Here is a 22,323-nt window from a genome sequence, read left to right as displayed (position 1 = left end):
GCAATGCTAGACGACGCCGATCTGGATCTGCCATCTGAGCAGCCTGAACCGCCAAAACGTTCAGGCGGCCGCAATTTTCTTGTAGTTGCCGGCATTCTGGGCGGCCTCATGCTGCTTGCCTTGATCGCGCTGGCTGTATATGCGCTGGTCATCCTGCCCCAGCAGCAACGCGCCGCGCCGGATGAAGGTGCAGCCCAGGTAACCAACACCCAGATCGTACAGACCCAGCAACCAAGCAACACGGCCACTGCGCAAAACACCCCCACGCGCACCGCAACCGCTACACGCACACCGGTGCCGCCTACTGCCACCAACACGCCGGTGACACCGCTGTTCACCAGCAACCCGGCCGCCACGCAAACGGTGGAGGCGCTGCTGACCCAGGCGGCCCTGGCGCAGGAGCAGGCCGCAGCCACCACGGACCCGGGGGAAGCGACTGCCACCACTGCGCCAACCGCCACGCCAAGCGCACTGCCGCAAAGCGGCCTGGCGGATGACATCGGCGGGCCGGGCATTTTGGCCATGGGAGCCATGCTGCTGCTGGCGATCGTCTTCACGGCGCGCAGACTGCGCATGAACGCGTGATGCGAACAGACTCAAAAAAAAAGACCCGCAGTTGCGGGTCTTTTTATTTAAGGAAACTCAACGTGTGCCCGAGCACATGACGAGCGACTTCGTACTTGGTCAGCAAAGGCAACTCGTGCTGGCTGCCGTCTTTGGATAGCAGGATGACGCGGTTGGTATCCACCTCAAAGCCAGCATCCTGGGCGCTGACATCGTTGGCTACGATCATGTCAAGCCCTTTTGAAGCCAGCTTGCCTTGCGCGTTGGCGAGCAGGTCATTGCTTTCAGCTGCAAAGCCCACCAGCACGCGCGGCTTGTTGGGCTGCTGGCTGACCTCTTTCAGGATGTCCGGGTTAGCGGCCAATTCCACGCTAGGCACGCCTTCGGCGCGCTTGATCTTCTTCGCAGCCGCGCTACTGGGGCGAAAGTCTGCCACGGCGGCAGCCATCAGCAGCATATCCGCCCTTGCGGCATGCTTCAGCACCGCATCGCGCATTTCAACTGCAGTTTGCACGTGCACCAGTTGAGCGCCAACCGGTGGGGTTAGCGCGGTGGGTCCGGAAACCAGGGTCACCTGGGCGCCCATATCCAGCGCGGCCTGGGCCAGCGCATAGCCCTGCTTGCCGGAGGAGCGATTGGCGATCACGCGCACGGGGTCGATCGGCTCTTGTGTACCGCCAGCAGTGACCAGCACGCGGCGGCCAGCCAGCGGCCCGCCGACGGCCAGCGCTACACGAGCATAACCAGCCAGCTCGGCCGGCTCCAGCATGCGGCCGACCCCACTGAGGCCAGAGGCCAGGTGGCCGCTGACCGGGCCATGGATGTGTGCGCCACGGGCGCGTAAGGTTTCCAGACTGGCTTGGGTGGCCGGGTGGTCATACATGCCACCGTCCATGGCAGGGGCCAGCATCAGCGGCGTGGTGGCGGCCAGAGCGGTCAGGGTGAGCAAGTTATCAGCCTGGCCGACGGCCAGTTTGGAGAGCGTGTTGGCAGTGGCGGGAGCGATTAGGAGCAGGTTTGCCTCTTTGCCCAGTTTCACGTGCAACACGTGGCCTTCGGGGCCCCACAGGTCAGCATCCACGTAGGCGCGGCGGCCAGTAACCGACTGGAAGGTAAGCGGCTTGATGAAGTGCTCGGCAGCAGTGGTCAGGATGACATCCACCTCGGCGCCCAGCTGGGTGAGTTTGGAGGCCAGATCGGCAGCCTTGTAACAGGCGATCGAGCCGGTGACGCCGAGGACAATACGTTTGGAGGCGAGTGGCAGCATCAGTTCTCCAGTTGGGCCAACAGTGTGCGGGCAAAGTGTTGCGCCGCCCCCGGGCTGTAATCAAGAAACAGATTAGGCTCGATCAGTTCAAGCTCCATGAGGTAGAACGCATCTTCTCGCAGAATACCATCCACGCGAGCATAGGCCAGCGGCCTGTGCTGCGTCTGCGCACCCAGTAGATTGCTTACAGTTTCCAGAACGCGCGCGGCTTGTGCAATCAATTCTGGCGAGGCTTCTACGGCCTCAGTGCTGGCGCCATAGCCCATCTGGGTGCGAAAGTCGCCGGATTTTGGCGTCTTGAGTACGGCGTGGCTATATTGATCCCCGAAGAAGAGTAGCGAGTACTCCCCTACGGATTGCACCTCTGGCATGAACTCCTGCACGACCGCGTCACCAAGGGCAAGGACTTCGGGCTGGTGGGTGTTCCACTCGGCCTCGTCTTCGATGACGTAGGTATGGTACGAGTCAGCTGAGACCAGCGGCTTAAGGGCGGCCTGGGTCCAGCCGCGCTGCTGCACGGCGGCATAGGGCTGTGGCTGGCCTTGCGCCAGCCACAGGGAGGGCACAATACGGATGCCGTCAGCTTCCAGCTCGGCTAAGTAGCGCTTGTGCATATTCCAGCGAATAACAGGCAGAGGATTCAAAACCGGCACACCGGCCCTTTCTAGCGCATTCAGCCAGGCCGTGAACTCCGCAGCGCGGATATGGTAATCCCATGTGGAGCGAATAACGACGGCGCGGTACTGCGCCCAGTCCACGTCTGCATCCCAGATCACAGGGGCTACTGCTGCGCCCAATTCAGTCAGCGCAGCCTGTGCTAACTGGTCGCTGGGAATCAGCTGCGGCCACTCGGTATCTGTGGCGAAGGCGATGGGTTTAGCCATTACTGGTTGAGCCCCCAGATAATGCGCAACCCATCCAAGGTGAGCCAGGGAGCAAGGATCTGGATCACGTCTGTTTCCTTGGCGATGATCTCGGCCAGGCCGCCTGTGCCGATCACCTTCATCTCCGGCCCAAGCTCAGCGCGGAAGCGGGCCACCAGGCCTTCCACCAGGCCAACATAACCAAAGAGCAGGCCAGACTGCATGGCGTGGGTGGTGTTGCGCCCAATGGGGCCAGGCGGGCGCTGCAGGTCTACGCGGGAGAGCTTGGCCGCACGCGAGAACAGCGCTTCGGCGGCGATGCCGATGCCGGGGGCGATGGCCCCGCCCAGGTATTCGCCGCTGGCGGTGATGGCGTCAAAGGTGGTGCCGGTGCCAAAATCCACCACGCAGGCAGGGCCGCCGTAGAGGTGCTGTACGGCGGCAGCATCTACAATGCGGTCAGCGCCGACGGTGCGCGGATCTTCGTAGAGGACCCGCACGCCGGTCTTCACGCCGGCGTCCACAACCAGCGGGTCCTTCTGCAAATAGGTGCGACAGGCTTCGACGATCTTGCCGGTCAGCGGCGGGACGACCGAGGCCATGCAGATGCCGGTGAGCTGGCTGATGGGGATGCCAGCGTGCTGGAACATGCCAATGAACTGCAAGCCGTACTCATCCGGCATGCTGCTATGGTTGGTGGCCACGCGCCAGCGCGGTCCAAGGGTATCGCCATCGTACAGACCTAAAGTGACGTTGGTATTGCCAATATCTACGGCGAGAAGCATAGAAATTGCCTTTCTAGTCCAAAATAATGTTGTCGATCAGGCGTGTTTTGCCAAAATACACGGCCATCGAGAGCAACGCGCCCTCGGTGATCGTGTCCAGCTCGTGCAGGGTGAGCGGATCGGCGCATGAGACGTATTGAACACGAGCCAATGGTTCGTGTTCAATGGTGTTTTGCATAAGCGCGCGCAGGACCGCGGCATTGCGCTCGCCGGCGGCGTAGGTGGTGCGGGCGGCCTGTAGGGCACGGTACAGTACAGGGGCGGCTGCCCGTTCGGCCTCGTTGAGATATTTATTGCGGCTGGAGAGCGCCAGGCCATCGGCCTCGCGCTGGGTGGGGCCGACCACGATCTCGAGCGGAAAGTTAATGTCGATCACCATGCGCTGGATCACAGCGACTTGCTGGGCGTCCTTCTGGCCGAAAAAGGCTTTACCCGGCTGTACGGCATTGAACAGCTTGGCCACCACCGTGGCAACGCCGCGGAAGTGGCCGGGGCGCATACCGCCCTCCAATGGCTGAGTGATATTTTCCAGATCGATCCAGGTTTGGAAACCGGGCGGATACATGACCTCGGGCGTTGGCAGCCATACCAAGTCCACCCCGGCATCTTGCAACATTTGCAGATCACGTGGAATGTCACGTGGGTAGGCGGACAAATCTTCATTGGGGCCGAACTGGGCCGGGTTGACGAAGATACTGACCACGACCGATTGGCATTGCTGCTTGGCAAGCTGCACCAGCGAGATATGCCCGGCATGCAAATAGCCCATGGTGGGCACAAAACCAATAGTGCCCGGCAAGGCGGCACGGGCGGTGCGTAACTCGGCGAGAGTGGTGACAGTCTTCATGCCGGCCTCAGCGCTTGTACCAGTTTCCAGATGGTCTCGGTGGCAGGCGTGGGCACGCCGGCCTGCTGGCCGGCACGCACGATGGCGCCACTGATAGCGTCTACCTCGGTCAGCGCGCCGCGCTGGGCATCCTGATACATGGAAGAGTGATTGGCTGCGGTGCGACGGGCCACATCTTGGGCTGCGGCAACTGGGTCGGAAAAAGTGAGCGGGACGTTTAGGGCAGCGGCAACCGCGGCAGCCTCAGCGGCCAGTTGAGCGCTGAGCTCCGCCGCGGCGGGACGAGTGAGTAGCTCGCCGTTGGGGACGGCGAGCAGCGCGGTGAGCGGGTTGATGGCGGCGTTGATGACCAGCTTGCTCCATTGCAGCGATGTCACATCCTGCCCGATATTGACCTGGAAACCGGACGCGGTGAACAACGACGCAAACTCGGCCTGCGCGGGATGGGCTCCGAGCGAGATCACCCCCTCGCCGCCCCAGCGCACGACCCCGGGGGCCACCAAGGTGGCTCCGGTAGTGATGACGCCGATAGCAACACGCGCCGCGCCGAGCACGCGCTCCAACTCTTCCTGATTGCCGAGACCGTTTTGCAATGTGAGGGCAACCCCGTCCGGTGCAAGGCAAGCCTGCAGTTGCTGGGAGGCGCGGAGCGTTTGCCAGGCCTTGACTAGTACCAGGGCGCGGCGCGCACCTGCGAAAACCTCCAGGTCATTGCTGGCGCGCACGGGATAGGTGGTACGCGTGCCATCCACTTCCAGCGTGACGCCGGAACTTTGCAGGGCGTGCAACCCTTCAGGCCAGGTGGCGAGCAGGTCCACTTGCTCGCCTGTGGCCGCCAGACGGGCGGCGAACAAGCATGCCAGCGCGCCGCTGCCTACGATGAGCACGGACACTTACTCTCCCAACTCCTTGAGCAGCGCATCCCAGGCTTCGTCTTTGATAGGTACGCTGTGTTCATCAGTGGGAAAACTGTGGTCCCGCACCTCTTTGATAAATACGCCAAAAGCATCCACCATGGTGGTGTGCATATCGGCATATTTTTTAACGAATTTGGGGGTGAAGCGATCGAACAAACCAAGCAGATCATGCGTGACGAGCACCTGGCCGTCACAGCCCACGCCAGCGCCAATGCCGATGGTGGGGATGGTGAGCTTTTTGGAGACCCACTCGGCCAGGCGGTCTGGCACAGACTCGAGCACCACGCTGAAGGCGCCAGCCTCCTGCAGGGCTAGGGCATCTTCGATCAGCTTGCGGGCGGCCGACTTGGTGCGAGCTTGTGGGCGGAAGCCGCCGAGCGTATTGACGCTCTGCGGCGTAAGACCCAGATGGCCCATGACCGGAATGCCGGCGGCTACGATCTGGCGCACGGCTTCAGCGCGCTCCTGACCACCCTCCAGCTTGACGGCGTCCATGCCGGCTTCCTGCAAGAAGCGCCCAGCGTTGGCAACGGCCTGCTGAACAGACACCTGGTAGGACATGAAGGGCAGATCGCCGATCAGCATCGGCGTCTGGGCGCCACGCGCCACGGCCTTGCAGTGGTGGAGCATATCTTCCATGGTGACAGGCAGCGTATTGGGATAGCCCAGCACGACCATGCCCAGCGAATCGCCCACCAGAATGGCGTCCACCCCGGCGCGCTCCTGGGCCAGGGCGGTGGGGTAGTCATAGGCGGTCAGCATGGTGATTGGCTGGCCGTCTTTCTTCATTTGCCTGAAGGTGCGCGTGGTGACTTTGGGGCGGCTGGCGGTTGCCGCTTTCTTAGGCGCCTCTGTAGACATCAAACCTCCCGCACAATAGCGCTGGGGATAAAAAAACCGCCCCAGCTTGAAAGGCGGCATATGCAATTGCGCCATTTTGGCACCCTGCACACTACCGTCTCGGCCCCAAAATGGGGTCCAAGCAGCAAGTTAATTATAGCGCGGCGTACGCTGGCGGCCTCTTGCTCGTTATAATTTACGCAATCGGATCAAGGAGAAAATGACGATGAGGCAATTCTTTGCTTTTCTACTGGGGGTCGTGAGCGGAGCGCTGATCGGCAGCAGCATCGCCATTCTGGCCGCCCCAAGCTCAGGCGAGGACCTGCGCGGTGAGCTGCGCAACCGCTGGAACCGCGTGCGCGATGAGTTGAGCGAGGCGGCCGGCGAGCGCCGTTATGAACTGGAGCGCCAGCTGAGTTCCATGCGCAACCCTGTGCGTGAGATCCCGCTGGAAGACCGCTAGAACGTAGTGCAACAAAAAAGGCCGCCCTAAGGGCGGCCTTTTTTATTTCGCTTGCGTCTATTCAAACCAGAATTGGTAGGCGGCGGCTTGGCGGGTGAAACGGGTAGCGCCCATCACCACAAGCGTCACCTCATCGTCACCCTGTAGATCAACCTGCAACGTATTCCCTGCCGGCACGTCGAGGATCTCGACGGTAGGCGTAGCGCCGTGGTGAATGAGCGCCAGGCGGAAACTCTGCGGCAGGGCATTCTCGATGCGGGCAAAGCCGGCCGCTTCCCAGCCGCCGCTGCCGCTCTCAAAGTCTTCGAAGTAGTTAATGGCCGGGATGGAAACATCATCCACCATGAAGCCTTCGCCATTTACGGCGGCATCGGTGATGTATTCGAAGCGCAGGAGCACCTGCTGGCCAGCATAGGCCGAGATGTCCACGCTCTCCTTGATCCAGGAGCCGGGCTCCGACCCGCCGGAGAAGCCGGTGTAGCCCCAGCCATAGTTGCCGCCGGTGGGGTTGGAGCCTGTGCCGTTAGGGGTTTGCAAAAAGTCCCACGTGACGCCGCCATTGGTGGAAGCGAGCACGTACCCATAATCCCAGTCTTCTTCGATGTTGTACCAAATGTAGTAGTCCAGGCTCACGGGGCCGCTGACCTCGCGCAGGTCAAATTCACGCGTCAGGGTCATATCAGACTCATCGCCTTTGTTTGACCAGAAGGCATAACGGCCAGAGTAGGCGTCTTGCGGGATCAACTGGGTGCTGGTGGAGCCGCTGAAGTTGAGGGTGCCGCTGCAGGTGATGGTGATGTAGTCCACGCCATACTGCTTGACATCACGAGTTTGCGGGGCGCTGGGGCAATCGCTGACAGTCTCGGTGGCATAGGTGCGCACATAGACCTCATCCCCGTACTGACGGTAGTGGTAGCGGCCATCGGCAACGCCAGCATCATTAAGGTAATTGGTTATCACCCAGTCCAGCACGACATCATCCGCCAGGATCTGCTGGCCGGTGATTCCATCGGTGGCAGCTTCAAGAAGCAGCACATTGTCAATGGAGTCTAGTCCGTTGGCGGGATCGGCTACCAGGGCCTGGGTGGCCTCGTTACCAAAGCGTTCCAAAAAGTAAGTGACGAAGGAAAAGGCAGCGCCATAGTACGGTGTTGTGTAGTCATGGTTGGGCCAGTCATTCAACTGGTGATCAGGGTTGCTAGCATATTGCTGAATGAAGCCGGTGTGCACGTAGCCGTTTAGCAAGGTAGCCAGCTCAGACAACCCCTCGTTGAGCCAACTGGTTTCATTGCGGTCTGTGTTCCAGTGAATCATGTGCTGATACTCATGAGCCAGCACGCCATAGGTGTACTCATCATCCAGCGGGCTGTTGCCAGCGTTGATGAGGAACATCTCGTGGGCGTTGGAATCCGGGCGGGCGATGGGGTGAATTTCATCGGCCGAGGAGAAGTAGCCCGCCACATTGAAACCCATTCCGGTGGTGTAGAGGATGTAGATGTGCGGGTCGTTATCGATACCAGGTGACCACTCGCTGCCGAAGAAGCTGCGGTTGATAGGGTACATCTGGGTCTCAAAGGCACGCGCCAAGCGCTCCAGATCGCCCTGGTCAAAGTTCACGCCGTTCTCGATCCAGAAGTAGACGATATCGCCAGCATAGCGCAGGGTGGCGTTTCGCAGCGAAGTCTCATTGGTGTCGCTGTTGGTGACATAGAAGCTCTTCTGATCACCAACGCTAGAGGGACCAGCGTAGGGTACGGAGTCTGGAATGCTGAGGATGCCTTGCAGGCGGCTGGCGATATCGGCCGGATCATTCTCCGGCACGATGGTTTGCTCGAGCACACGCAGGGTTTCATCCGACGCAGGGTCATTGTTGATGACCACGTTGGGGGTTGGCGCCTGCGTATTTGGCCCGGTGTAATCAGCGGGCAGATCGAGCTCGCTCTCCCAGAACCACAAGAAGCCCAGGCCGCCCACGGCGGCGCATGCGATGCAGGCGATCAGCAGAGAAACCAGCACGATCGCCAGAATTAACAAGGTTCGTCTATTCATTTAGCCCTTTCAGTTGGTCAGGCTGTTGTGGGTACACCCCAGCCAGGAGGCCGAATATAACCCACATGATAGGGAAGGTGAATGAATCCTGGGTGAAATTGCGCATCAAGGTTGCCAGCCAGGCGAACAAGCCTGCCACGGCAACGAAGCGATAGAAGCCATCACCTGAGCGCCACATGTGACGCAATAAAGCCAGGAAAGAAATAAAGAACACCATGAAGAACCAGAAACCAGGCAGCCCGGTCTCGGCCAGCAGGCGAATATGCAAGTTCTTGATATTAGGGATGATGGTCGAATCAGGGCTGAGCTGGCGGGCGATCTCTGGGATGGTGTAGGACCAGTCGGGGAACTCAGGGAACAGGTACAGGCCGCTAGCACCCAGCCCTACCCCAGTCAGCGGAGCCACTTCGAAGACGTGATAGCCGGCAACCGCGTAGGCCAAACGCGGGCCGGCGCTGATGTCGATGACGTACTCAACCAGATTGCGCTCTTCATTCTCGCTGGGTTCCCACAGGCTGGTGATGTAGTCATAACTGGCGAGGAAGCTGCCAGCGGCGACCAGGGCGGCAATGGCGGCCAACACCAGGCCGAAGCGCAAGGCCAAAGCAGCCGGCTGTTTTTGGCCGCTCGATTTTAGGCTACGGGATTGGCCGCGGCGAAATTGGGCACGCGGGGCACGACGGAACGGCGTACGGCGGAACGGCGCACGACGGAACGGCGCACGATACCAATCCCAAGCGCGTTGCAGCGCGCCGCGTCCCACCAGCGCCAGCACCGCACCGGCGCATACGAGTGCTACCAGCAGGCCGCCGCGTGAATAGGTGAGCAACAGCACACCCAGACTGAGCAGCAACAACACTGGCTCCAACCAACGCCAGTGGGTCAGCGAGCTACGCAACAGCAGTGCGGCGAACAAGAACGGCATGTACAAACCCACCAGTTGGTCGGCCAGCCACGAAGGCTCATACGCCAGGCCGCTCACCCGCTGAGTAAATAACGGGTGCTCGGAAAAAGCAAGCTGTACCGAATTGGCCCAGGCCGAGGTTACCAGTTCAGTGTGAATGGCGAGGGCCTGCACAAAACTCCACAGAATGGTGACGGCCAAGCCTGCGTACAACCAACGCAGCGAGAAATGCACATCCTGACGGGTGCGATTCATCCAGAAGGCGGCGACGAAGAAGGCTAGTCCAACAAGCAGCGACATCCAACCGCGCAGAATGCGGCCATCCACCTCGGCGCCGCGTAAGGGTTCAGGCGCATACAAGATGGCGATGGCGCTGGACGCGGCGGCGAAAAGGAGGAACACCAGGAGGGGACGTAAGTTGACCGGCAGCGGTAGCCGGCGCTGGCGAAAGTGCAACAACAGTAACACTGGCAAAAGCAGGGCCAGCGGCAGCATGGAGAAAGGCTTGATCTGCGCCAGGCCCAGCGGGCCGGGGATGTAGCGGAAGGTGGTGATGGGCAGGCCAAACAGGACCAATGCCCACAAAGCCTGCGAGGCGCGTTTGAGGTTGCCGGTGGACAGCCAGGCATCCATTAGCGCACCGGGCGCAAGCGGGCCGGCGTCAGCAGCACGTACAGCGGGGCAGCCAGCGCACCAGCCACAGAGCCGAGCAACATGTAGGTAGCCAGGCTGACATTGCGCTGCACGGGTAGCTCGGCGGCCTGGCTGACGTAAAGCTCCGTGTACATGGAGATGCCCTGGGTGTGCTCGGCTAGAAATTGCATTTCCGTCATGAGCTCGAACAAGGCAGACTCATCGGGAGGTTCCACGGCCAGTAACTCGCTCATGCGGGCACGGGCCGCCTGCAAATCCGGCGAAGCCACGGCGGCGGCCTGCACCGCATTGACGAAGGCCTGCGCCCAGCTGGAGGCCAGTGCTTGAGCAGTGGCTGGATCAGGCGAGGTGGCGTAAAAACGCCAACCACCATCCGATGGATGGCTTAGTCCAAGCACGCGACTGCGCAGTTCCTGCACGCTGTAGCCGGGCACAATCTCAGCCACCACAGCTAGCACCTGGTCAGACCAGGCCAGCTCTTCCATGCGCTCGGTCTCACGGAAAAGGAAATGGAACAGGTCACGCTCGGGGAAGTATTGCCAGGCCTCTTCCAGATTGGCGTCCACCACTACGGTAGCGCGGGCGCGGTAGTTTGGCGGCCAAAGCTGGTAGACGCCCCAGGCCAGCACAGCGCCCAGTAGCGCGCCCAGCAGCCAAAGGCGCCAGGCCGCCAGAATTTCAGCCAGAGGGTCAGCGGGGAGAGTTTCGCGTTTTTTAGCCATATGTTATTCAGCAATGCCGGCCTGACGTTGGCGGCGGGCGCGCAACAGGGGAAATAATAGCTTACGCAACCAATATTTAGCGCGCATAAGCGAAAAATAGCCGCCGCCCTCACGTTTGTGAACACGCAGCATGTCTTCCCAGGCGCGCATATCGTTCTGCAGGGTCTTGGAATCAGCATGTAAGCGGAACTGGGCCCAAAGCCGCGGCAGATAGCGCAGACGACTGCGCTTGGCAATATTCACCCACAGGTCGTAATCCATGGCGAACTGCAGACTGGCGTCCAGCGGGCGCCACAGGTTGCCGCGCCATACGGTGGCCTGTTGCGGAATGTGTACATAGCCGCGCAACATACGCGCATAGTCGGTCTGGGCGGCGGGGAAGCGGCCGCGCGGCTTGCCCGCCGCGTCGATGAACTCGGTATCGCCATAGACCAAGCCTACTTCTGGATGCTGCTCAAGGAACTCTACGGCTTCACGGATAGCGTGCGCTAGCAAGATGTCATCGGCATTGATCCAAGCCTGGTACTGACCGCGGGCGCGCGCAAAGCCCTTGTTGATGGCATCCGCCTGGCCCTGGTCCGGCTCCGAGACCCACCAGTGCAACTGGCTGGCATAGCGCTTGATGAGATCGACGCTGCCGTCGGTAGAACCACCATCCACTATTATGTACTGGATGTTTGCATAATCTTGAGACAGCACGGACTCAATCGTGTGCTGCAGATACTGTGCCTGGTTATACGAAGGCGTGACGATGGTGACCAGCGGTTGAACCATATCAATATTCCCGGCGCTGAAAAACACGGCGCAAACCGCCCAACCCAAACAAGCTAAGGAAAGCGAAGAAGATACGCGGCAAATGGCGCAGCAAGCGTCCAGGCTGCAAGCTGGCTACCCGCCCGAAGGAGCGCAAGGCCGCAGCGGCCTGGCCGCCATCGAGCAGATAGCGGGCGTCAAATACGTGCGCGCCAGCCAACACTTGGCGGTGGTGGGCGGCAATGAGCTCGCGCATGTGCGGCTGGCTGCCGGCCCAAGCCAGGATGCGCATGGCCTCGCGGCCGAAACCGGCCGCCTCGCCCACGTTCTTGGCGCTGGCATGGTGGCGGGCGGCGGCCCACACCGCGGGCACATACATGGCCGGGGCTTGCTGCAGCATACGCAGCCAGAGCTGGTGGTCAAGCAGATAACGGTAGCTTGCATCCAGCGGGCCGGCCTGCTGCAGGACAGCCCGGCGCATGAACACGGTGGGCTGACCGATGATCTCAAAGGAAAGCAGATCAAGCAGGGAGAACTGGCGATAGTGGATGGTGTTGAAGATGCGGCCGGTGCGATCTATGGAATCCAGATCGGCGTAGACTATGCCCGCCTGAGGATTTTGCTGCAATGCAGCCACGGCCTGCGCCACTGCGCCCGGGCGATAGAAATCATCAGAGTTGAGCCAGGCGACAAATTCCCCCTTGGTGCGTGCCAAGCCCTTGTTGATAGCATCGGCCTGACCCTGGTCTGGCTCGGATACCCACCAGTCCAGTTTGTTGGCATAGCGCTTGATAAGCTCCACGCTACCGTCGTTTGAGCCACCGTCAACGACAAAGTATTCCAAATTAGGGTAATCCTGCCCAGTAACTGACAGGATCGTATCTTCAAGAAAGGCAGCCTGGTTGTACGAAGGAGTAATTATGGAAACAAGTGGCTGATCGGAAGAAGCCATTACTTGGCTCCCAGATCGTAGATGATGAAATCTTGAGTCCGCACATACACGCGGGCATTGGCTTCGAGATAGGCTTTGAGCTCGGCCTGGCGCTCAAATTCCCCAAATTCGGTGATAAGGAAATACTGCACATCTGCAGTGCGATCTTCAAAATAGTCTTCAAAGCTGCCCCAGTCGCTGCCGCGCATCTCAGCCAGATCAAACTCAGCCGTAATAGGCCATAAGCGCAAATTCCAGCCGCCATAATAGTTGAGCAGATAGCCGTAGCCATCCACCAGGCCGATGGTGTTGCCATCATTTGGAATTGCGGCGCCTACGCGCTCCCAATAGGCAGGCGCTTCGCGATAGTCAGCAGCAAACAAGGTGGAGCGGAAGATCCACGCCGAATGTACGAGCACACCGAGCACGACCGCCAGGGCCAGCGCCTGCCACAGGCGTGCTTGCTGCTGTAGTTTCTCGTGCAACGTGCCGAGGGCAGCAACCATGCCCAGAGCGATGACGGGCACAAGTTGCAGATGGTAGTACGAGTGGGTGGTGGTTTGATGCGGCAGCAAGATGCCATAGGCCACATAGCCGATCCAAATCCCGACCAGCATGCCGCGCGGGTGGCGTGGTGCTAACAACGTGCCGATGCCAGCGGCCAGCAAGGCTCCGCTGCTAAAAAGGCCTTCCAGCATCTTCACCCAAAAGATGTAGAACGAGGGAGCAAACGCTTGTGGCAAAAGAGCAAGGATCCAATCTTGCAGATAAGAGCCTGAGGTGTCGCCTATGTTGAGCAGGTAGTAGCCTGCAGCGGGCAGCGCACTGAGCAGTGCCATAACCCACACCTGGCGATTGCGCAATGCGGTCTTGAACCCAAGCGTAGACAACACTAAAGCCAGCATGAAGCCCATGACAATAAACACGGCCACAATTTTGACTAACACAGCCAGGCCGGCACTAGCCCCGGCAATGAGGACCCACTTCCACTCTTGCTGCTGAGACCAGCGATACGCGGCATAAGCCGCCAACACCAACAGAGCCACCATCAGCGGGTCTGGCTGGAAGGAGCGACTAGCCTGGGCGGCAAATGGCAAAAAGCTGAAATAGGCTACCGCAAGCAACGCGGGAAGGCGGCCACCCAGGCGGCGGGCGAGCCCATAGAGGGGAATGCCTGCCAGGATCCACGCTAACGAATTGACGATCCGGGCAACCCAGAGCTGTGGCCCACCCACCAGGCTATAGCCAAAAGCCACGATGGTTTCCAGAATGGGCGGTTCGAGTTCGCCGACCACGTTGCGCATACTCACCATGCGCTCCTGGACGGCTGGATCGGGATCCGGGTGCATTTCAAAGTAGATACTGCGAGCCACGATAGCGCCATGCAACTGGCGCGTGGTGTGAAAATCGAGCGGGGGATCCGTGAGATCCAGCATGCGCAAGGCGAAGCCAAGCAGCAGGAGCACCGCAAGCAGGATCTTTGCTGTACGCGAAGAAGGTTCCAGAAGGGATGGGCGAGGTTGCGAAGCTTTTCGGAGGCTCATGTGGGGCTAGAAGAGCGAATTATATTCAACCTTCGGGAAGACTGTGAGCTTACCTCCGATCGTGGCATCCAGCACCTGGCGCCCATCGGCCTCGTAGGCCTGGCGCGCCATGGAGTATGAGCGCTCCGAAGTATCCAGATCAGGCAGCTGCCAGCGGAAACCGGCGCCGAAGTAGCCGGCGCTGAAATGATCCTTATCCTCGCCCTGAGAGGTTACGGTGGTGTTGGGTGTGCCCTTGGCACTGAAGTTATGGTCAACACCAATAAGAATGACGGTTTCAAAACCCATGTAATACGCCAATTGCAAAGCTACGTAGGTTACCGTGGCGCCTTCCCATAGACGGCGACGAGCATCGGTGGCAAAGGTGGGGCCGTCGTAGGTGCTGTGCAGGAACATAGTGTGCTCGTCTGGCTGAATGAAGCGGCGCGAACGCCAGGAGAGGAACTTGGGCATCTGCAACGCCCGGATCTCTGGCACAGTTTGTTCAATGACGAGGTCATTGACGCACACAAAGTAGCTGGTGGCAAAGCCCCACTCGGGGAACGCCAGATAAACGCGGTTCATGCCAAAGGTCAGCTCATGTTTAAGCTTACTGACATCCGTGCTGCGCAAGCTAGGCCCATTGCCGAGTATAAAAGCGCGTTTACCACGCTGGCTATCTTTGAGGGCGCCCAGGCGGGCAATGCTTTCCCGCCGCCAGGGATGCAGAGTTGCCGCCGGCCAGGCGGCGGCATGGCGCAGCGCCAGCAGGCCGGCGCTGCCCGCCTGCCAGAGCGGCTGCGGCGTGGCTTGCTTGATGCGCTGTTTGAAAGAACTCATTCTGTGCTGAGCCGCGCCAGCGCACCGCCATCCACCACCAGAGACTGGCCGGTAATGTAGCCAGACGCTTCCCCATCGCCCAGGAAGTAAATGCTGCGGGCGATCTCTTCGGGTGTGGCCAGGCGCTTAAGCAGAATTTTGCCGGCCAGGTCCGCTTTGCGCTGCTGCATATCAGCACCTTGCACATGGCCGCGGTCCAACCCAGCCTGCAGCATGGGTGTATCCGTGGCGCCCGGCAAGATGGCATTGGCGCGCACGCCATCCTTAGCAAATTCAATGGCCATGGCGCGGGTCAGCGCCAACAGGCCACCCTTGGAGCTGGCATAGGCGCCAATATCAGCTGAGGTGGCGAAGGCATGTACGGAGCTGACGTTCACCACCGCGCCACGCGCGGCGGCCAAGGCCGGATATAGATCGCGCGCGAGCAGGAAGGGTGCACGCAAGTTGATGGCGTGCACCCGGTCCCATTCGTCTGCGCTGGTGGCGGCCAAGGACTTGGCGACTTGCAACGCGGCGTTGTTGACGAGCACATGTAAATGGCCGCCGAGCTGCTGGGTGAGCTGGTCTACGACAGCGTCCACCTCGCCCGCAACCGCAAGGTCAACGCCGATGAAGGTGACACCGTCGGGCAAAGCGGGGGTAGGCTGAGCCTGGTCAATAGCCCAAACACGCCAGCCTAGCTGGTGGTAGTGCTCTACGCAGGCGCGGCCAATGCCGCCTGCGGCTCCGGTGATAACAACGTGACGGGGGCTGGTCATAAGCTGATTTTAGCGGGGCGGGTAGTCTGCCGGGTCTAAATCATCGGCAGCAATTCCCAGCCCGTCGAGTAGATTGCGGATGGTGTTCCAATGCACGCGCTCCCAGGAAAAGGGGCTGGCATTGGAGTTGTGCGGCGCCAGCAGCACATTGTCCATGCTGCGCAGCGGGCTATCCGCTGGCAAAGGCTCGTGCTCAAACACATCCAGCATGGCGCCGGCCAGCTTGCCCGCCTGCAACGCGGCGATGAGGGCAGGCTCATCCACCAGCGGGCCGCGGGCGGTGTTGATCACCACGGCATGCGGTTGCAGGTGCGCGATCGTCTGCGCGTTGAGAATGTGATGGCTGGTGGGGTTGAGGTCTGCATTGAGGCTGACAAAGTCTGCCTGAGACAGCAGCTCCTCCAGCGAGACCATATCTACACCTGTCTCAGCCAGAAAACTATCCGGCACGTCGGCGGTATCGTAGCCCAGCAGGCGCATGCCAAAACCGCGCGCTCGGCGGACGACGGCTTTGCCAATACGCCCCACCCCGATCACACCCAGTGTGCATTCGAACAGGGAGCGGCCGGGCAGCTTCCTCCACTCGCCGGCCTTGATGGCCTTATCCAGCCAGGGCGTCTGGCGAGCAAAGCTGAGCACGCCTGCCATAACCGAGTCGGCCACTGGGTCTGTGAAGGCATCCGGCGTATTGCGGATCTGGATGCCGAGTTCGGCGGCAGCCACCCGGTCGATCGAGTCGATACCGGTACCCCATTTGGAGATCACCTTCAGACGCGGGGCGCAGGCCGCCAGCACTTCGGCGGTGTAGCGGTCATCGCCGCAGACTGCGCCGTCAAACTGGCCGGCATACTGTAGGATCTGCTCGGCCTCCATGCGCTCTTCTACTTTCGGGACTATGAGCTCTAGGCCATAATGCGCAAACACGGGGCGAAAGCGCTCTACGGTGGGCAGCATGTAAGGTGCGGAAAGCAAAATGGTTTTGGTCATGAGGTCTTCTGTCGCTGCTGCATCAAAAAGTCGGCAATTTGGAAATCAAGCTCTTCGTCAATATCCCAGGCCTCATTGCGCGGGATGGGGAACATGAGTGGGCTGGCGCCAATACGGTGGCTGTGTTGAGCCAGGCTGGCGCGGCTAAAGATGTAAATGCACGAATTTTCTTCGTAAACGGGCGGCAGGTCCTGGGTGCGCAGGAGCTCTTTGGGGTTGTGATTCACGGCCTTACCTTCGGCATCATAGAAGCGGGTCTGCAGGCCAGTCACACTGAATAGCGAATCTACCTTGGGCAACGCGGCAACAAAGGCATCAATGGCGCGCCCGATAGTTTCACTACGCAGCAAGGGATTGGTGCTGTGGGTCTGCAAATAGAAGTCAGCTGGAATTTGGGCTGTATCGTGCAGCAGGATCTCGTTCATGGGCACTTCGCCGGCGCGCAGGTGTTCAGGGCGCTCGATCACGCGCACGGCCGGAAAGTGCTCCGCCAGCCCAGCCTTAATGCTGGGGCTGTCGGTATCCACGGCGATCTCGGCGATACCGCGGCTGGCCTGCAAGGCACGCAGAATGTGATGGAACAGCGGCGCTCCCGCCAGAGCGCGGTAATTCTTGCCAGGCACGCGCTCGGACTGGTCTCGCATGGGAACAAGGGCGACGATTCTTGGCGTGTTCATAGGCATAGGCTAGGCTGATTTATCCCGCGGGCGCGCGCTTTGTGACGTCGCAAGGCGCGGCTCCAGTGCATCCGGCGGGTAGTAGAAGACACGCTTGAGTTGGCTGCTGGGCTGGGCGGGGTCACGGTAGCCGCGGTAGGTGCCCCAGTATTGCAGAAAACGAAAGCGCGGGATGTTGATCATCTGGCGTAAAAACTGCCCCTGGCGCAATGCGGCGGCATAGTCTGACAGTGTGTTTCGCACGAAAAGGCTTAGCAAATTGACAAAGCTGAAAGTGCTGGCGGGCAAGATCTGCCGCAGGGCTATGGCTTCACGACGGTGACGGTTCATGATCTGGGCTGCGGTCTCATTATGTACATGGTACACGCCGGCCTCGGCCACGTAGGCAATTTTGTAGCCCTCAGCATGGGCCGTACTGGCCCATGCCAAGTCTTCCAACCCGGTCAATTCTTCATCAAAGGGTATGGTCTCCCAGACGCTCTTGCGCAGCGCCGAGTTGGCGTTATTGGCAAAGCCGTGCGGCTGGGCCGGAGTGGAGTGCTCAGGAAACCACTTGCGGAAGTGCTGGCTTTCCGAAAACTGGCTCTCGTCCGTGCCGCGCTGTTTGCCGTAGGCCATGGCCACCTGGGGGTCTGCAAACGGGGCCACGAGGTTCCTGAGCCAATCATCGTGCTCGGGGAAGACATGGGCGCTGGCAAGCACCATCACATCGCCGCTGGCTTTGCGGATGCCCAGGTTAAGTGAGCGGCCAAAGGTGAAGTCTTGCGGCTTGATGTGCACAATTTTGGCCCTATGACGGCGCGCAATGGCCAGTGTGCGGTCAGTGGAGCCGGAGTCGACCAGGATGACTTCAGGGTTGGGCAGGCTTTGGCTCGCGATGGCGGTTAGCAGGCGGCCAAGGTGTTTCTCTTCATTTAGAGCGCGGACGATAATGGAGATGTGCGGTGTTTTTTTTGTGCTTCGGGGCTTGCCGGTGGGCATTTAAGAATATTACCAGCGCTACTGCGGCGGCGCGTGGTGGGGATCGGTAGGTTGGGGTACGTTGCTAAGCGATACCAGCCCTTTTTCAACCAATAGGGCAATCACCTGCCAGACCTCCTGAAAGCTGAGGTGCAGCTCATCAGCAATATCGGCCACACGGCGCGTGCCGTCACAGCGATCCATGATCTCAAAGCGGCGTTTGTGCCCGGCGGCATCGCTCTTGTAATCCACCCAGAGGCCGTAGCCGGAGGCGAAGACTTCGCCCTTAAAGTGGTTGACCACGTAGCGGTTGTGCATAAATGCATCAATAAGCTTAAGCACCAGCTCTACTGACTGTTTCAACCGCTCCTGCGAGACGATGGCAGGCGTATCCAGGCTGGAGTGGTACTCAGGGTAAGGGGCAAAGCGCGAGCCGGGCAGATGCGGATCCACCACCCGCGAGAGCGAAAGCATGGGCACGCGCACACCGGGGGCGTTGAACTGGCGCTCGTCGTTATCAATGACGGTTCGGAAGCCGCCCACATAAGCGCCGGGCTCGGCGCCCGCCAACGCATTCACGAGGGCGCGGTCAGCGGCGCTGAAGGGCTGGAAGGATTGCTGTAGAGCGTGGGGTGCATCATTGCCCAGCATCTCGAGAAAGAGGCCCCCGAGCATATTCGGAATCTCGCTCTCGTGCTGGCTGAGGTAGGCGATCGAACCCTGGGTTTCAGGGAACAGCAGCAGGCGTACGCCGTAGTACGGCGCATGCCCGGCAGCGGCCGCCGCCAACAGACGACGGGCCACTTCCACACCGACCACCACGCCCGTGAGGTCATCATTCACCATGGCGGGATGGTCCAAGTGGGCAGCGAGCACGAAGTTCTCCGGGCGCTGGCCGGGGATATAGACTTCGCCAATTTTCAGCGTGCCGAGCGTGAATTCAGAGCGAATTACAACGCGATAACGCTCATCAGTGAGCGAATCGCGTAGGTTTTGGCTGGCGCATAAACCCCAATCACGCTGGTAATACTTAAAGACGTAGGGAATGGCGTCTGGGTGGGCTGGATGTACATTCAGGTGCGCCAATAGCTCTTCGCGGCTGACCTCACCTTCGAACGGTAGCGAATACGAGACGACATGCAGAGGATGGTCAGCATAGTCAAGTAAGCGATGACCTTGCAGTGTTTCGAGATAGGCCTCGTGACAGGTCCACTTCTCTGGCACAGTCCAGCTCCACACTTTCGTGCCACTGGGCACTTCATGGATCGTCATGGGCACTTCTTGCGCCAGGCGATGCAAGGCTCGATCGTAGTCATCCGAGATCAGGTCACGCTTCAGGAACCACAACTCCTCGATGAGTTGCATCATGCTGGCCATTAGTGGGCTGTCTCCGGGCGGTTGCTGACCAAGGCCCAAGGGTCTACCCGCAGCAAGGCATCCGTAGCAGTCACAAAATCCTGCAAGCGGCAGACTGAGAGGCTGCCGTGATTGAGAGTTTGCGTACGCCAATCACCATTGGCGCGCAGCGCTTGCTCAATAGGCGCCAGACGCAAGTGGGGATCAATATCCATATCACGCACGAACATGCGGTAGCTGCGCGGCTGCCAAGCGCCATCGATTTTGATCTTGCCGGGGAATTCCTTCCAGTAGCGATAAGGGACAGGTGCGCGCTGCTCACTATAGTGCACCATGGAGGCGGCTTGAATATCTGCGCCTAACAGCAAAAGCTTGAAATCTGCCTGCAGCATGCGGTCAAACGTCGAGCCATCATCAAAAGCGGAGGGAGTATCGCGCTGGGCCAAGTCGCCGGCCAGCGCTCCCAGCGCGGCGACGGACTGCATGGGGTGGAGCGTACGGTACGCTCCGGGCTGCTGGCGCACAAATTCTGAGAAGACCCCCATGCCCTGTGAGGGTGTGGTGGCCGGGTCGTATTGGCCGGTCTTGGCAAACTCGAAGGAGAAGGTTGGCACTACCAGAGTGCCATGCTGGCCAATTGCGCCTTGCAACGCCTCAAGATAAGTAACAAGGCCGCCTTCCGGCTTGCCGAGGAACTGCACGGCAGAGTGAATGAGCAGGCCATCGCCGGCCTGGATGCCGAGGGCTTGGAGAACACCATCCAATTGTTGGCGAGTGAGGGCTGGTAGCGCCATCAGAGCACCTTGCGCACCAGCGTAAGATCCAGCGCAAAGCCTTGCTTGCGCCAGAAAGCCAGGCCAGCTTCATTGCCAGCCTGCACCTGCACTTCGACGGAATGCACGCCCAGCTCAGTAAACTTCTGCATGGCAGTTTGGGCCAGTTGAGCAGCCAGCCCGCCGCCGCGGGCTGCCTCTTTTACGTACAGGTCACTGATCTCGCCAACTTGCTGACCGCCCAGATAAGCCGGGCTTTGTTTCACCCGCGCCATCAAAAAACCCAGCGCCTGCCCATCTTGTTCAGCCAGCCACAGAAAGCTAAAACGCCCGAGAGTGCGCTGAAAGCTCTCGGCCCATTTTTGTGGGGCATTCTCTACTTCAGGAAAAGCCAGGCCAAGACTGCGATGATACGCATCCAGTTGCTTCCAGAGCGCAGCCGCGCCGGGCAGATCTTCCACACCCCCAGCGCGGATAGTTACCCCCATGCGCGCGCCTCCCGCACGATGGCCGGCCACTGCGCTGGGTCGAGCCCATATTGGGCCAAGAAGGCATACGCCAAACGTTCGAGACCAAATGCCACACAGCCGGTGTGAGCAGGTTTGCCGTCAGGCAGCGTGATCTTGAGATGGCGGCCAAAGAAATCCTGGTGATAGTTGTACGAACCCACCGCCAGCGTGCTGCCTTTGAAAGGCAAGCGGGCGCGGATCTCGTACTTGAGTTGGAAGGCGTTCTGGAAGGCGGTTTGCTTGCGGAACTCGCCAACGAAAAAGGGATCGTTAGCGCTCTCCACCATGTATGCCAGCCCAAGTTCGGCCAGCCAGGGGGTTACTTTCTTGCGGGCGGCTTCGCGATTGTCCAGCACATAGTCAGCCGGGCCAACGAAGATGATCTCGCGCATGGTGAAATCCCACAGGCGTTCGAGGCTGTTGAGATTGCTGGATTCGTAGCGGAAGCAATGACCGACCGCAGTGGCAGCCAGCTGGCCGCCCGGCAAGGGTTTATCGGCCAGGCCAAAGTAGAAGTGGTAGCACACCGCCGGGGAGAGCAACGCCTGGATCTTGGAGAACGATTCCATCGACGCGTTCAAGCCGGTAGGCTCATAGGCGGCATGCTCTGCGAAGTCGCTGATGATGTGCAGATCCTCGCGGAGGTGGGTGGCGAAGGTCAGCGAGTGCGGGAAAGCACGGAAGTAACCGACGCGCCCCAGCATCTCGGCCGAGATGAGCGTCGGAAAACGCTGCGGGGCAGCGCCAAATTCGGCGGCCAGCTCCAGAAAATAGTCTTCGAACACGCTGATAAGGTTGGCCAACAGCGGCCCGAAGCTGTATACGCCCGTAGTTTCGCGGTGCACCTCACCACGCTGCTCAAGCTCCGGCATGGGATCAGTTGAATGAGGCACGGGGCGCTGAAGGTAATCTTCCAGCACCTCCACTTTTGGTTTCGCATTCCCGCTGGCCATGTCCGTAACCACACTTTGGATCTTGGCTTCCAGGTCGGCGGGGGCGGGAGCGCGCAGCTGCAGGTCGATGCGGCCGCCATCAGGGGCGATGCTGGCCGAGGCGATGGCCTCGTCGACATATGCCAGCTTGGCCTGCACCTGACCTACTAGATGGGCTGGGATGGGAATACTAGGCTTGAGAGAGAGGTGCTCAGCCATGCTTGCTCTGAATATGGGCCAGGATGGCCGGCACACTAATGAGGGTGCTGATGGTTTCGGCAGTAATTTCAATCCCGAAGGCGGTTTCCAGCCCAACCATGAGGTCCATATGCCCCATTGAATCCCAGGCGGGTAACTCGCCAAATTGCAGATCAGGGGTGATGTCTTCGGGCGCAGCCTTGAAGACATCAATAAATACAGATCGAAGCCTCAAAAAATTCGTATCCTGC

Annotated in this window: 24 protein-coding genes; 2 read left to right on the top strand and 22 right to left on the bottom strand. The window is 60.1% G+C overall.

What is annotated here, in order from left to right; translation table 11 throughout:
* The first annotated feature begins 3 nt into the window (after positions 1 to 3).
* A complete protein-coding gene (locus tag KIT08_06405) occupies positions 4 to 585 on the top strand; it encodes a hypothetical protein (GenBank protein UYN88731.1) in 582 nt (193 codons plus the stop codon).
* A gap of 43 nt (positions 586 to 628) precedes the next feature.
* Here KIT08_06405 and coaBC read toward each other — a convergent pair whose 3' ends face one another.
* Genes coaBC through panB form a run of 6 tightly spaced genes read right to left on the bottom strand, consistent with a single transcriptional unit; the run spans position 629 to position 6,104 of the window.
* Positions 629 to 1,834 carry a bifunctional phosphopantothenoylcysteine decarboxylase/phosphopantothenate--cysteine ligase CoaBC gene (gene coaBC / locus KIT08_06400; GenBank protein UYN90790.1) on the bottom strand — a complete coding sequence of 402 codons (1,206 nt, stop codon included), beginning with the start codon at positions 1,832 to 1,834 and terminating at the stop codon, positions 629 to 631.
* A complete protein-coding gene (locus KIT08_06395) occupies positions 1,831 to 2,715 on the bottom strand; it encodes a hypothetical protein (GenBank protein ID UYN88730.1) in 885 nt (294 codons plus the stop codon). The genes coaBC and KIT08_06395 overlap by 4 nt, the downstream gene beginning before the upstream one ends.
* On the bottom strand, positions 2,715 to 3,479 hold the full coding sequence (locus KIT08_06390; GenBank protein UYN88729.1) for a type III pantothenate kinase: 765 nt from the start codon (positions 3,477 to 3,479) through the stop codon (positions 2,715 to 2,717). Before KIT08_06390 ends, KIT08_06395 begins: the two co-directional genes overlap by 1 nt.
* 13 nt (positions 3,480 to 3,492) lie before the next feature.
* Positions 3,493 to 4,326: a pantoate--beta-alanine ligase gene (panC, locus tag KIT08_06385; protein ID UYN88728.1), complete on the bottom strand. Its 834-nt coding sequence runs from the start codon at positions 4,324 to 4,326 to the stop codon at positions 3,493 to 3,495.
* A complete protein-coding gene (locus tag KIT08_06380; protein UYN88727.1) occupies positions 4,323 to 5,219 on the bottom strand; it encodes a 2-dehydropantoate 2-reductase in 897 nt (298 codons plus the stop codon). Before KIT08_06380 ends, panC begins: the two co-directional genes overlap by 4 nt.
* The gene (panB, locus tag KIT08_06375; GenBank protein ID UYN88726.1) at positions 5,220 to 6,104 is read right to left on the bottom strand and encodes a 3-methyl-2-oxobutanoate hydroxymethyltransferase; all 885 of its coding nucleotides are present in this window, start codon (positions 6,102 to 6,104) and stop codon (positions 5,220 to 5,222) included. It lies immediately after the preceding gene.
* Between the two features lie 205 nt (positions 6,105 to 6,309).
* Here panB and KIT08_06370 point away from each other — a divergent pair, with 205 nt between their 5' ends.
* On the top strand, positions 6,310 to 6,546 hold the full coding sequence (locus KIT08_06370; GenBank protein UYN88725.1) for a YtxH domain-containing protein: 237 nt from the start codon (positions 6,310 to 6,312) through the stop codon (positions 6,544 to 6,546).
* Positions 6,547 to 6,603: 57 nt separating this feature from the next.
* Here the strand turns inward: KIT08_06370 and KIT08_06365 are convergent, their stop codons facing one another.
* From KIT08_06365 to KIT08_06290, 16 genes are read right to left on the bottom strand one after another with little or no spacing between them, the layout of a single operon-like run.
* Positions 6,604 to 8,595, bottom strand: coding sequence for an immune inhibitor A (locus KIT08_06365; GenBank protein ID UYN88724.1), 1,992 nt, complete (start codon positions 8,593 to 8,595; stop codon positions 6,604 to 6,606).
* Positions 8,588 to 10,132 carry an O-antigen ligase family protein gene (locus KIT08_06360; protein ID UYN88723.1) on the bottom strand — a complete coding sequence of 515 codons (1,545 nt, stop codon included), beginning with the start codon at positions 10,130 to 10,132 and terminating at the stop codon, positions 8,588 to 8,590. The genes KIT08_06365 and KIT08_06360 overlap by 8 nt, the downstream gene beginning before the upstream one ends.
* Positions 10,132 to 10,875, bottom strand: a complete 744-nt coding sequence (locus tag KIT08_06355) for a hypothetical protein (GenBank protein UYN88722.1) — start codon at positions 10,873 to 10,875, stop codon at positions 10,132 to 10,134. Before KIT08_06355 ends, KIT08_06360 begins: the two co-directional genes overlap by 1 nt.
* Before the next feature lie 3 nt (positions 10,876 to 10,878).
* A complete protein-coding gene (locus tag KIT08_06350; protein UYN88721.1) occupies positions 10,879 to 11,649 on the bottom strand; it encodes a glycosyltransferase in 771 nt (256 codons plus the stop codon).
* A 1-nt stretch (position 11,650) separates the two neighbouring features.
* Positions 11,651 to 12,580, bottom strand: coding sequence for a glycosyltransferase (locus KIT08_06345; protein ID UYN88720.1), 930 nt, complete (start codon positions 12,578 to 12,580; stop codon positions 11,651 to 11,653).
* A complete protein-coding gene (locus KIT08_06340; protein UYN88719.1) occupies positions 12,580 to 14,103 on the bottom strand; it encodes a glycosyltransferase family 39 protein in 1,524 nt (507 codons plus the stop codon). The genes KIT08_06345 and KIT08_06340 overlap by 1 nt, the downstream gene beginning before the upstream one ends.
* A 6-nt stretch (positions 14,104 to 14,109) precedes the next feature.
* A complete protein-coding gene (locus KIT08_06335) occupies positions 14,110 to 14,922 on the bottom strand; it encodes a hypothetical protein (GenBank protein ID UYN88718.1) in 813 nt (270 codons plus the stop codon).
* Positions 14,919 to 15,680: an SDR family oxidoreductase gene (locus tag KIT08_06330; protein UYN88717.1), complete on the bottom strand. Its 762-nt coding sequence runs from the start codon at positions 15,678 to 15,680 to the stop codon at positions 14,919 to 14,921. Before KIT08_06330 ends, KIT08_06335 begins: the two co-directional genes overlap by 4 nt.
* 9 nt (positions 15,681 to 15,689) lie before the next feature.
* Positions 15,690 to 16,667 (bottom strand): phosphoglycerate dehydrogenase, encoded by a 978-nt coding sequence (locus tag KIT08_06325; protein UYN88716.1) that lies wholly within the window; start codon positions 16,665 to 16,667, stop codon positions 15,690 to 15,692.
* The gene (locus KIT08_06320; GenBank protein ID UYN88715.1) at positions 16,664 to 17,350 is read right to left on the bottom strand and encodes an acylneuraminate cytidylyltransferase family protein; all 687 of its coding nucleotides are present in this window, start codon (positions 17,348 to 17,350) and stop codon (positions 16,664 to 16,666) included. The genes KIT08_06325 and KIT08_06320 overlap by 4 nt, the downstream gene beginning before the upstream one ends.
* Positions 17,351 to 17,353: 3 nt before the next feature.
* Complete coding sequence (locus tag KIT08_06315; protein UYN88714.1) at positions 17,354 to 18,325, bottom strand: glycosyltransferase family 2 protein; 972 nt, start codon at positions 18,323 to 18,325, stop codon at positions 17,354 to 17,356.
* Positions 18,326 to 18,343: 18 nt separating this feature from the next.
* Positions 18,344 to 19,681, bottom strand: a complete 1,338-nt coding sequence (locus tag KIT08_06310; GenBank protein ID UYN88713.1) for a DUF4910 domain-containing protein — start codon at positions 19,679 to 19,681, stop codon at positions 18,344 to 18,346.
* Positions 19,681 to 20,454, bottom strand: coding sequence for an AAC(3) family N-acetyltransferase (locus KIT08_06305; GenBank protein UYN88712.1), 774 nt, complete (start codon positions 20,452 to 20,454; stop codon positions 19,681 to 19,683). The genes KIT08_06310 and KIT08_06305 overlap by 1 nt, the downstream gene beginning before the upstream one ends.
* Entirely contained in the window at positions 20,454 to 20,921 is a 468-nt protein-coding gene (locus tag KIT08_06300; GenBank protein UYN88711.1) for a GNAT family N-acetyltransferase, read from the bottom strand. Before KIT08_06300 ends, KIT08_06305 begins: the two co-directional genes overlap by 1 nt.
* Positions 20,912 to 22,093, bottom strand: a complete 1,182-nt coding sequence (locus tag KIT08_06295) for a hypothetical protein (GenBank protein UYN88710.1) — start codon at positions 22,091 to 22,093, stop codon at positions 20,912 to 20,914. The genes KIT08_06300 and KIT08_06295 overlap by 10 nt, the downstream gene beginning before the upstream one ends.
* Positions 22,086 to 22,307: an acyl carrier protein gene (locus tag KIT08_06290; protein UYN88709.1), complete on the bottom strand. Its 222-nt coding sequence runs from the start codon at positions 22,305 to 22,307 to the stop codon at positions 22,086 to 22,088. Before KIT08_06290 ends, KIT08_06295 begins: the two co-directional genes overlap by 8 nt.
* Positions 22,308 to 22,323: the final 16 nt, after the last annotated feature.

It is taken from the genome of Anaerolineales bacterium, assembly GCA_025808555.1.
Classification (GTDB): domain Bacteria; phylum Chloroflexota; class Anaerolineae; order Anaerolineales; family UBA11579; genus JAMCZK01.
Note: the sequence above shows the minus strand (reverse complement) of the source record. Positions and strands in the feature narration are given on the sequence as shown.

Bases quoted from the DNA above. Each gene is read 5' to 3' on its own strand.
- KIT08_06320 (UYN88715.1), bottom strand. From the start codon at position 17,350: ATGCCTATGAACACGCCAAGAATCGTCGCCCTTGTTCCCATGCGAGAC.
- KIT08_06350 (UYN88721.1), bottom strand. From the start codon at position 11,649: ATGGTTCAACCGCTGGTCACCATCGTCACGCCTTCGTATAACCAGGCA.
- KIT08_06345 (UYN88720.1), bottom strand. From the start codon at position 12,580: ATGGCTTCTTCCGATCAGCCACTTGTTTCCATAATTACTCCTTCGTAC.
- panC (UYN88728.1), bottom strand. From the start codon at position 4,326: ATGAAGACTGTCACCACTCTCGCCGAGTTACGCACCGCCCGTGCCGCC.
- KIT08_06325 (UYN88716.1), bottom strand. From the start codon at position 16,667: ATGACCAAAACCATTTTGCTTTCCGCACCTTACATGCTGCCCACCGTA.
- KIT08_06360 (UYN88723.1), bottom strand. From the start codon at position 10,132: ATGGATGCCTGGCTGTCCACCGGCAACCTCAAACGCGCCTCGCAGGCT.
- KIT08_06310 (UYN88713.1), bottom strand. From the start codon at position 19,681: ATGGCCAGCATGATGCAACTCATCGAGGAGTTGTGGTTCCTGAAGCGT.
- KIT08_06340 (UYN88719.1), bottom strand. From the start codon at position 14,103: ATGAGCCTCCGAAAAGCTTCGCAACCTCGCCCATCCCTTCTGGAACCT.
- KIT08_06300 (UYN88711.1), bottom strand. From the start codon at position 20,921: ATGGGGGTAACTATCCGCGCTGGGGGTGTGGAAGATCTGCCCGGCGCG.
- KIT08_06390 (UYN88729.1), bottom strand. From the start codon at position 3,479: ATGCTTCTCGCCGTAGATATTGGCAATACCAACGTCACTTTAGGTCTG.
- KIT08_06335 (UYN88718.1), bottom strand. From the start codon at position 14,922: ATGAGTTCTTTCAAACAGCGCATCAAGCAAGCCACGCCGCAGCCGCTC.
- KIT08_06395 (UYN88730.1), bottom strand. From the start codon at position 2,715: ATGGCTAAACCCATCGCCTTCGCCACAGATACCGAGTGGCCGCAGCTG.
- KIT08_06315 (UYN88714.1), bottom strand. From the start codon at position 18,325: ATGCCCACCGGCAAGCCCCGAAGCACAAAAAAAACACCGCACATCTCC.
- KIT08_06295 (UYN88710.1), bottom strand. From the start codon at position 22,093: ATGGCTGAGCACCTCTCTCTCAAGCCTAGTATTCCCATCCCAGCCCAT.
- KIT08_06330 (UYN88717.1), bottom strand. From the start codon at position 15,680: ATGACCAGCCCCCGTCACGTTGTTATCACCGGAGCCGCAGGCGGCATT.
- KIT08_06305 (UYN88712.1), bottom strand. From the start codon at position 20,454: ATGGCGCTACCAGCCCTCACTCGCCAACAATTGGATGGTGTTCTCCAA.
- KIT08_06355 (UYN88722.1), bottom strand. From the start codon at position 10,875: ATGGCTAAAAAACGCGAAACTCTCCCCGCTGACCCTCTGGCTGAAATT.
- KIT08_06365 (UYN88724.1), bottom strand. From the start codon at position 8,595: ATGAATAGACGAACCTTGTTAATTCTGGCGATCGTGCTGGTTTCTCTG.
- KIT08_06405 (UYN88731.1), top strand. From the start codon at position 4: ATGCTAGACGACGCCGATCTGGATCTGCCATCTGAGCAGCCTGAACCG.
- panB (UYN88726.1), bottom strand. From the start codon at position 6,104: ATGTCTACAGAGGCGCCTAAGAAAGCGGCAACCGCCAGCCGCCCCAAA.
- KIT08_06370 (UYN88725.1), top strand. From the start codon at position 6,310: ATGAGGCAATTCTTTGCTTTTCTACTGGGGGTCGTGAGCGGAGCGCTG.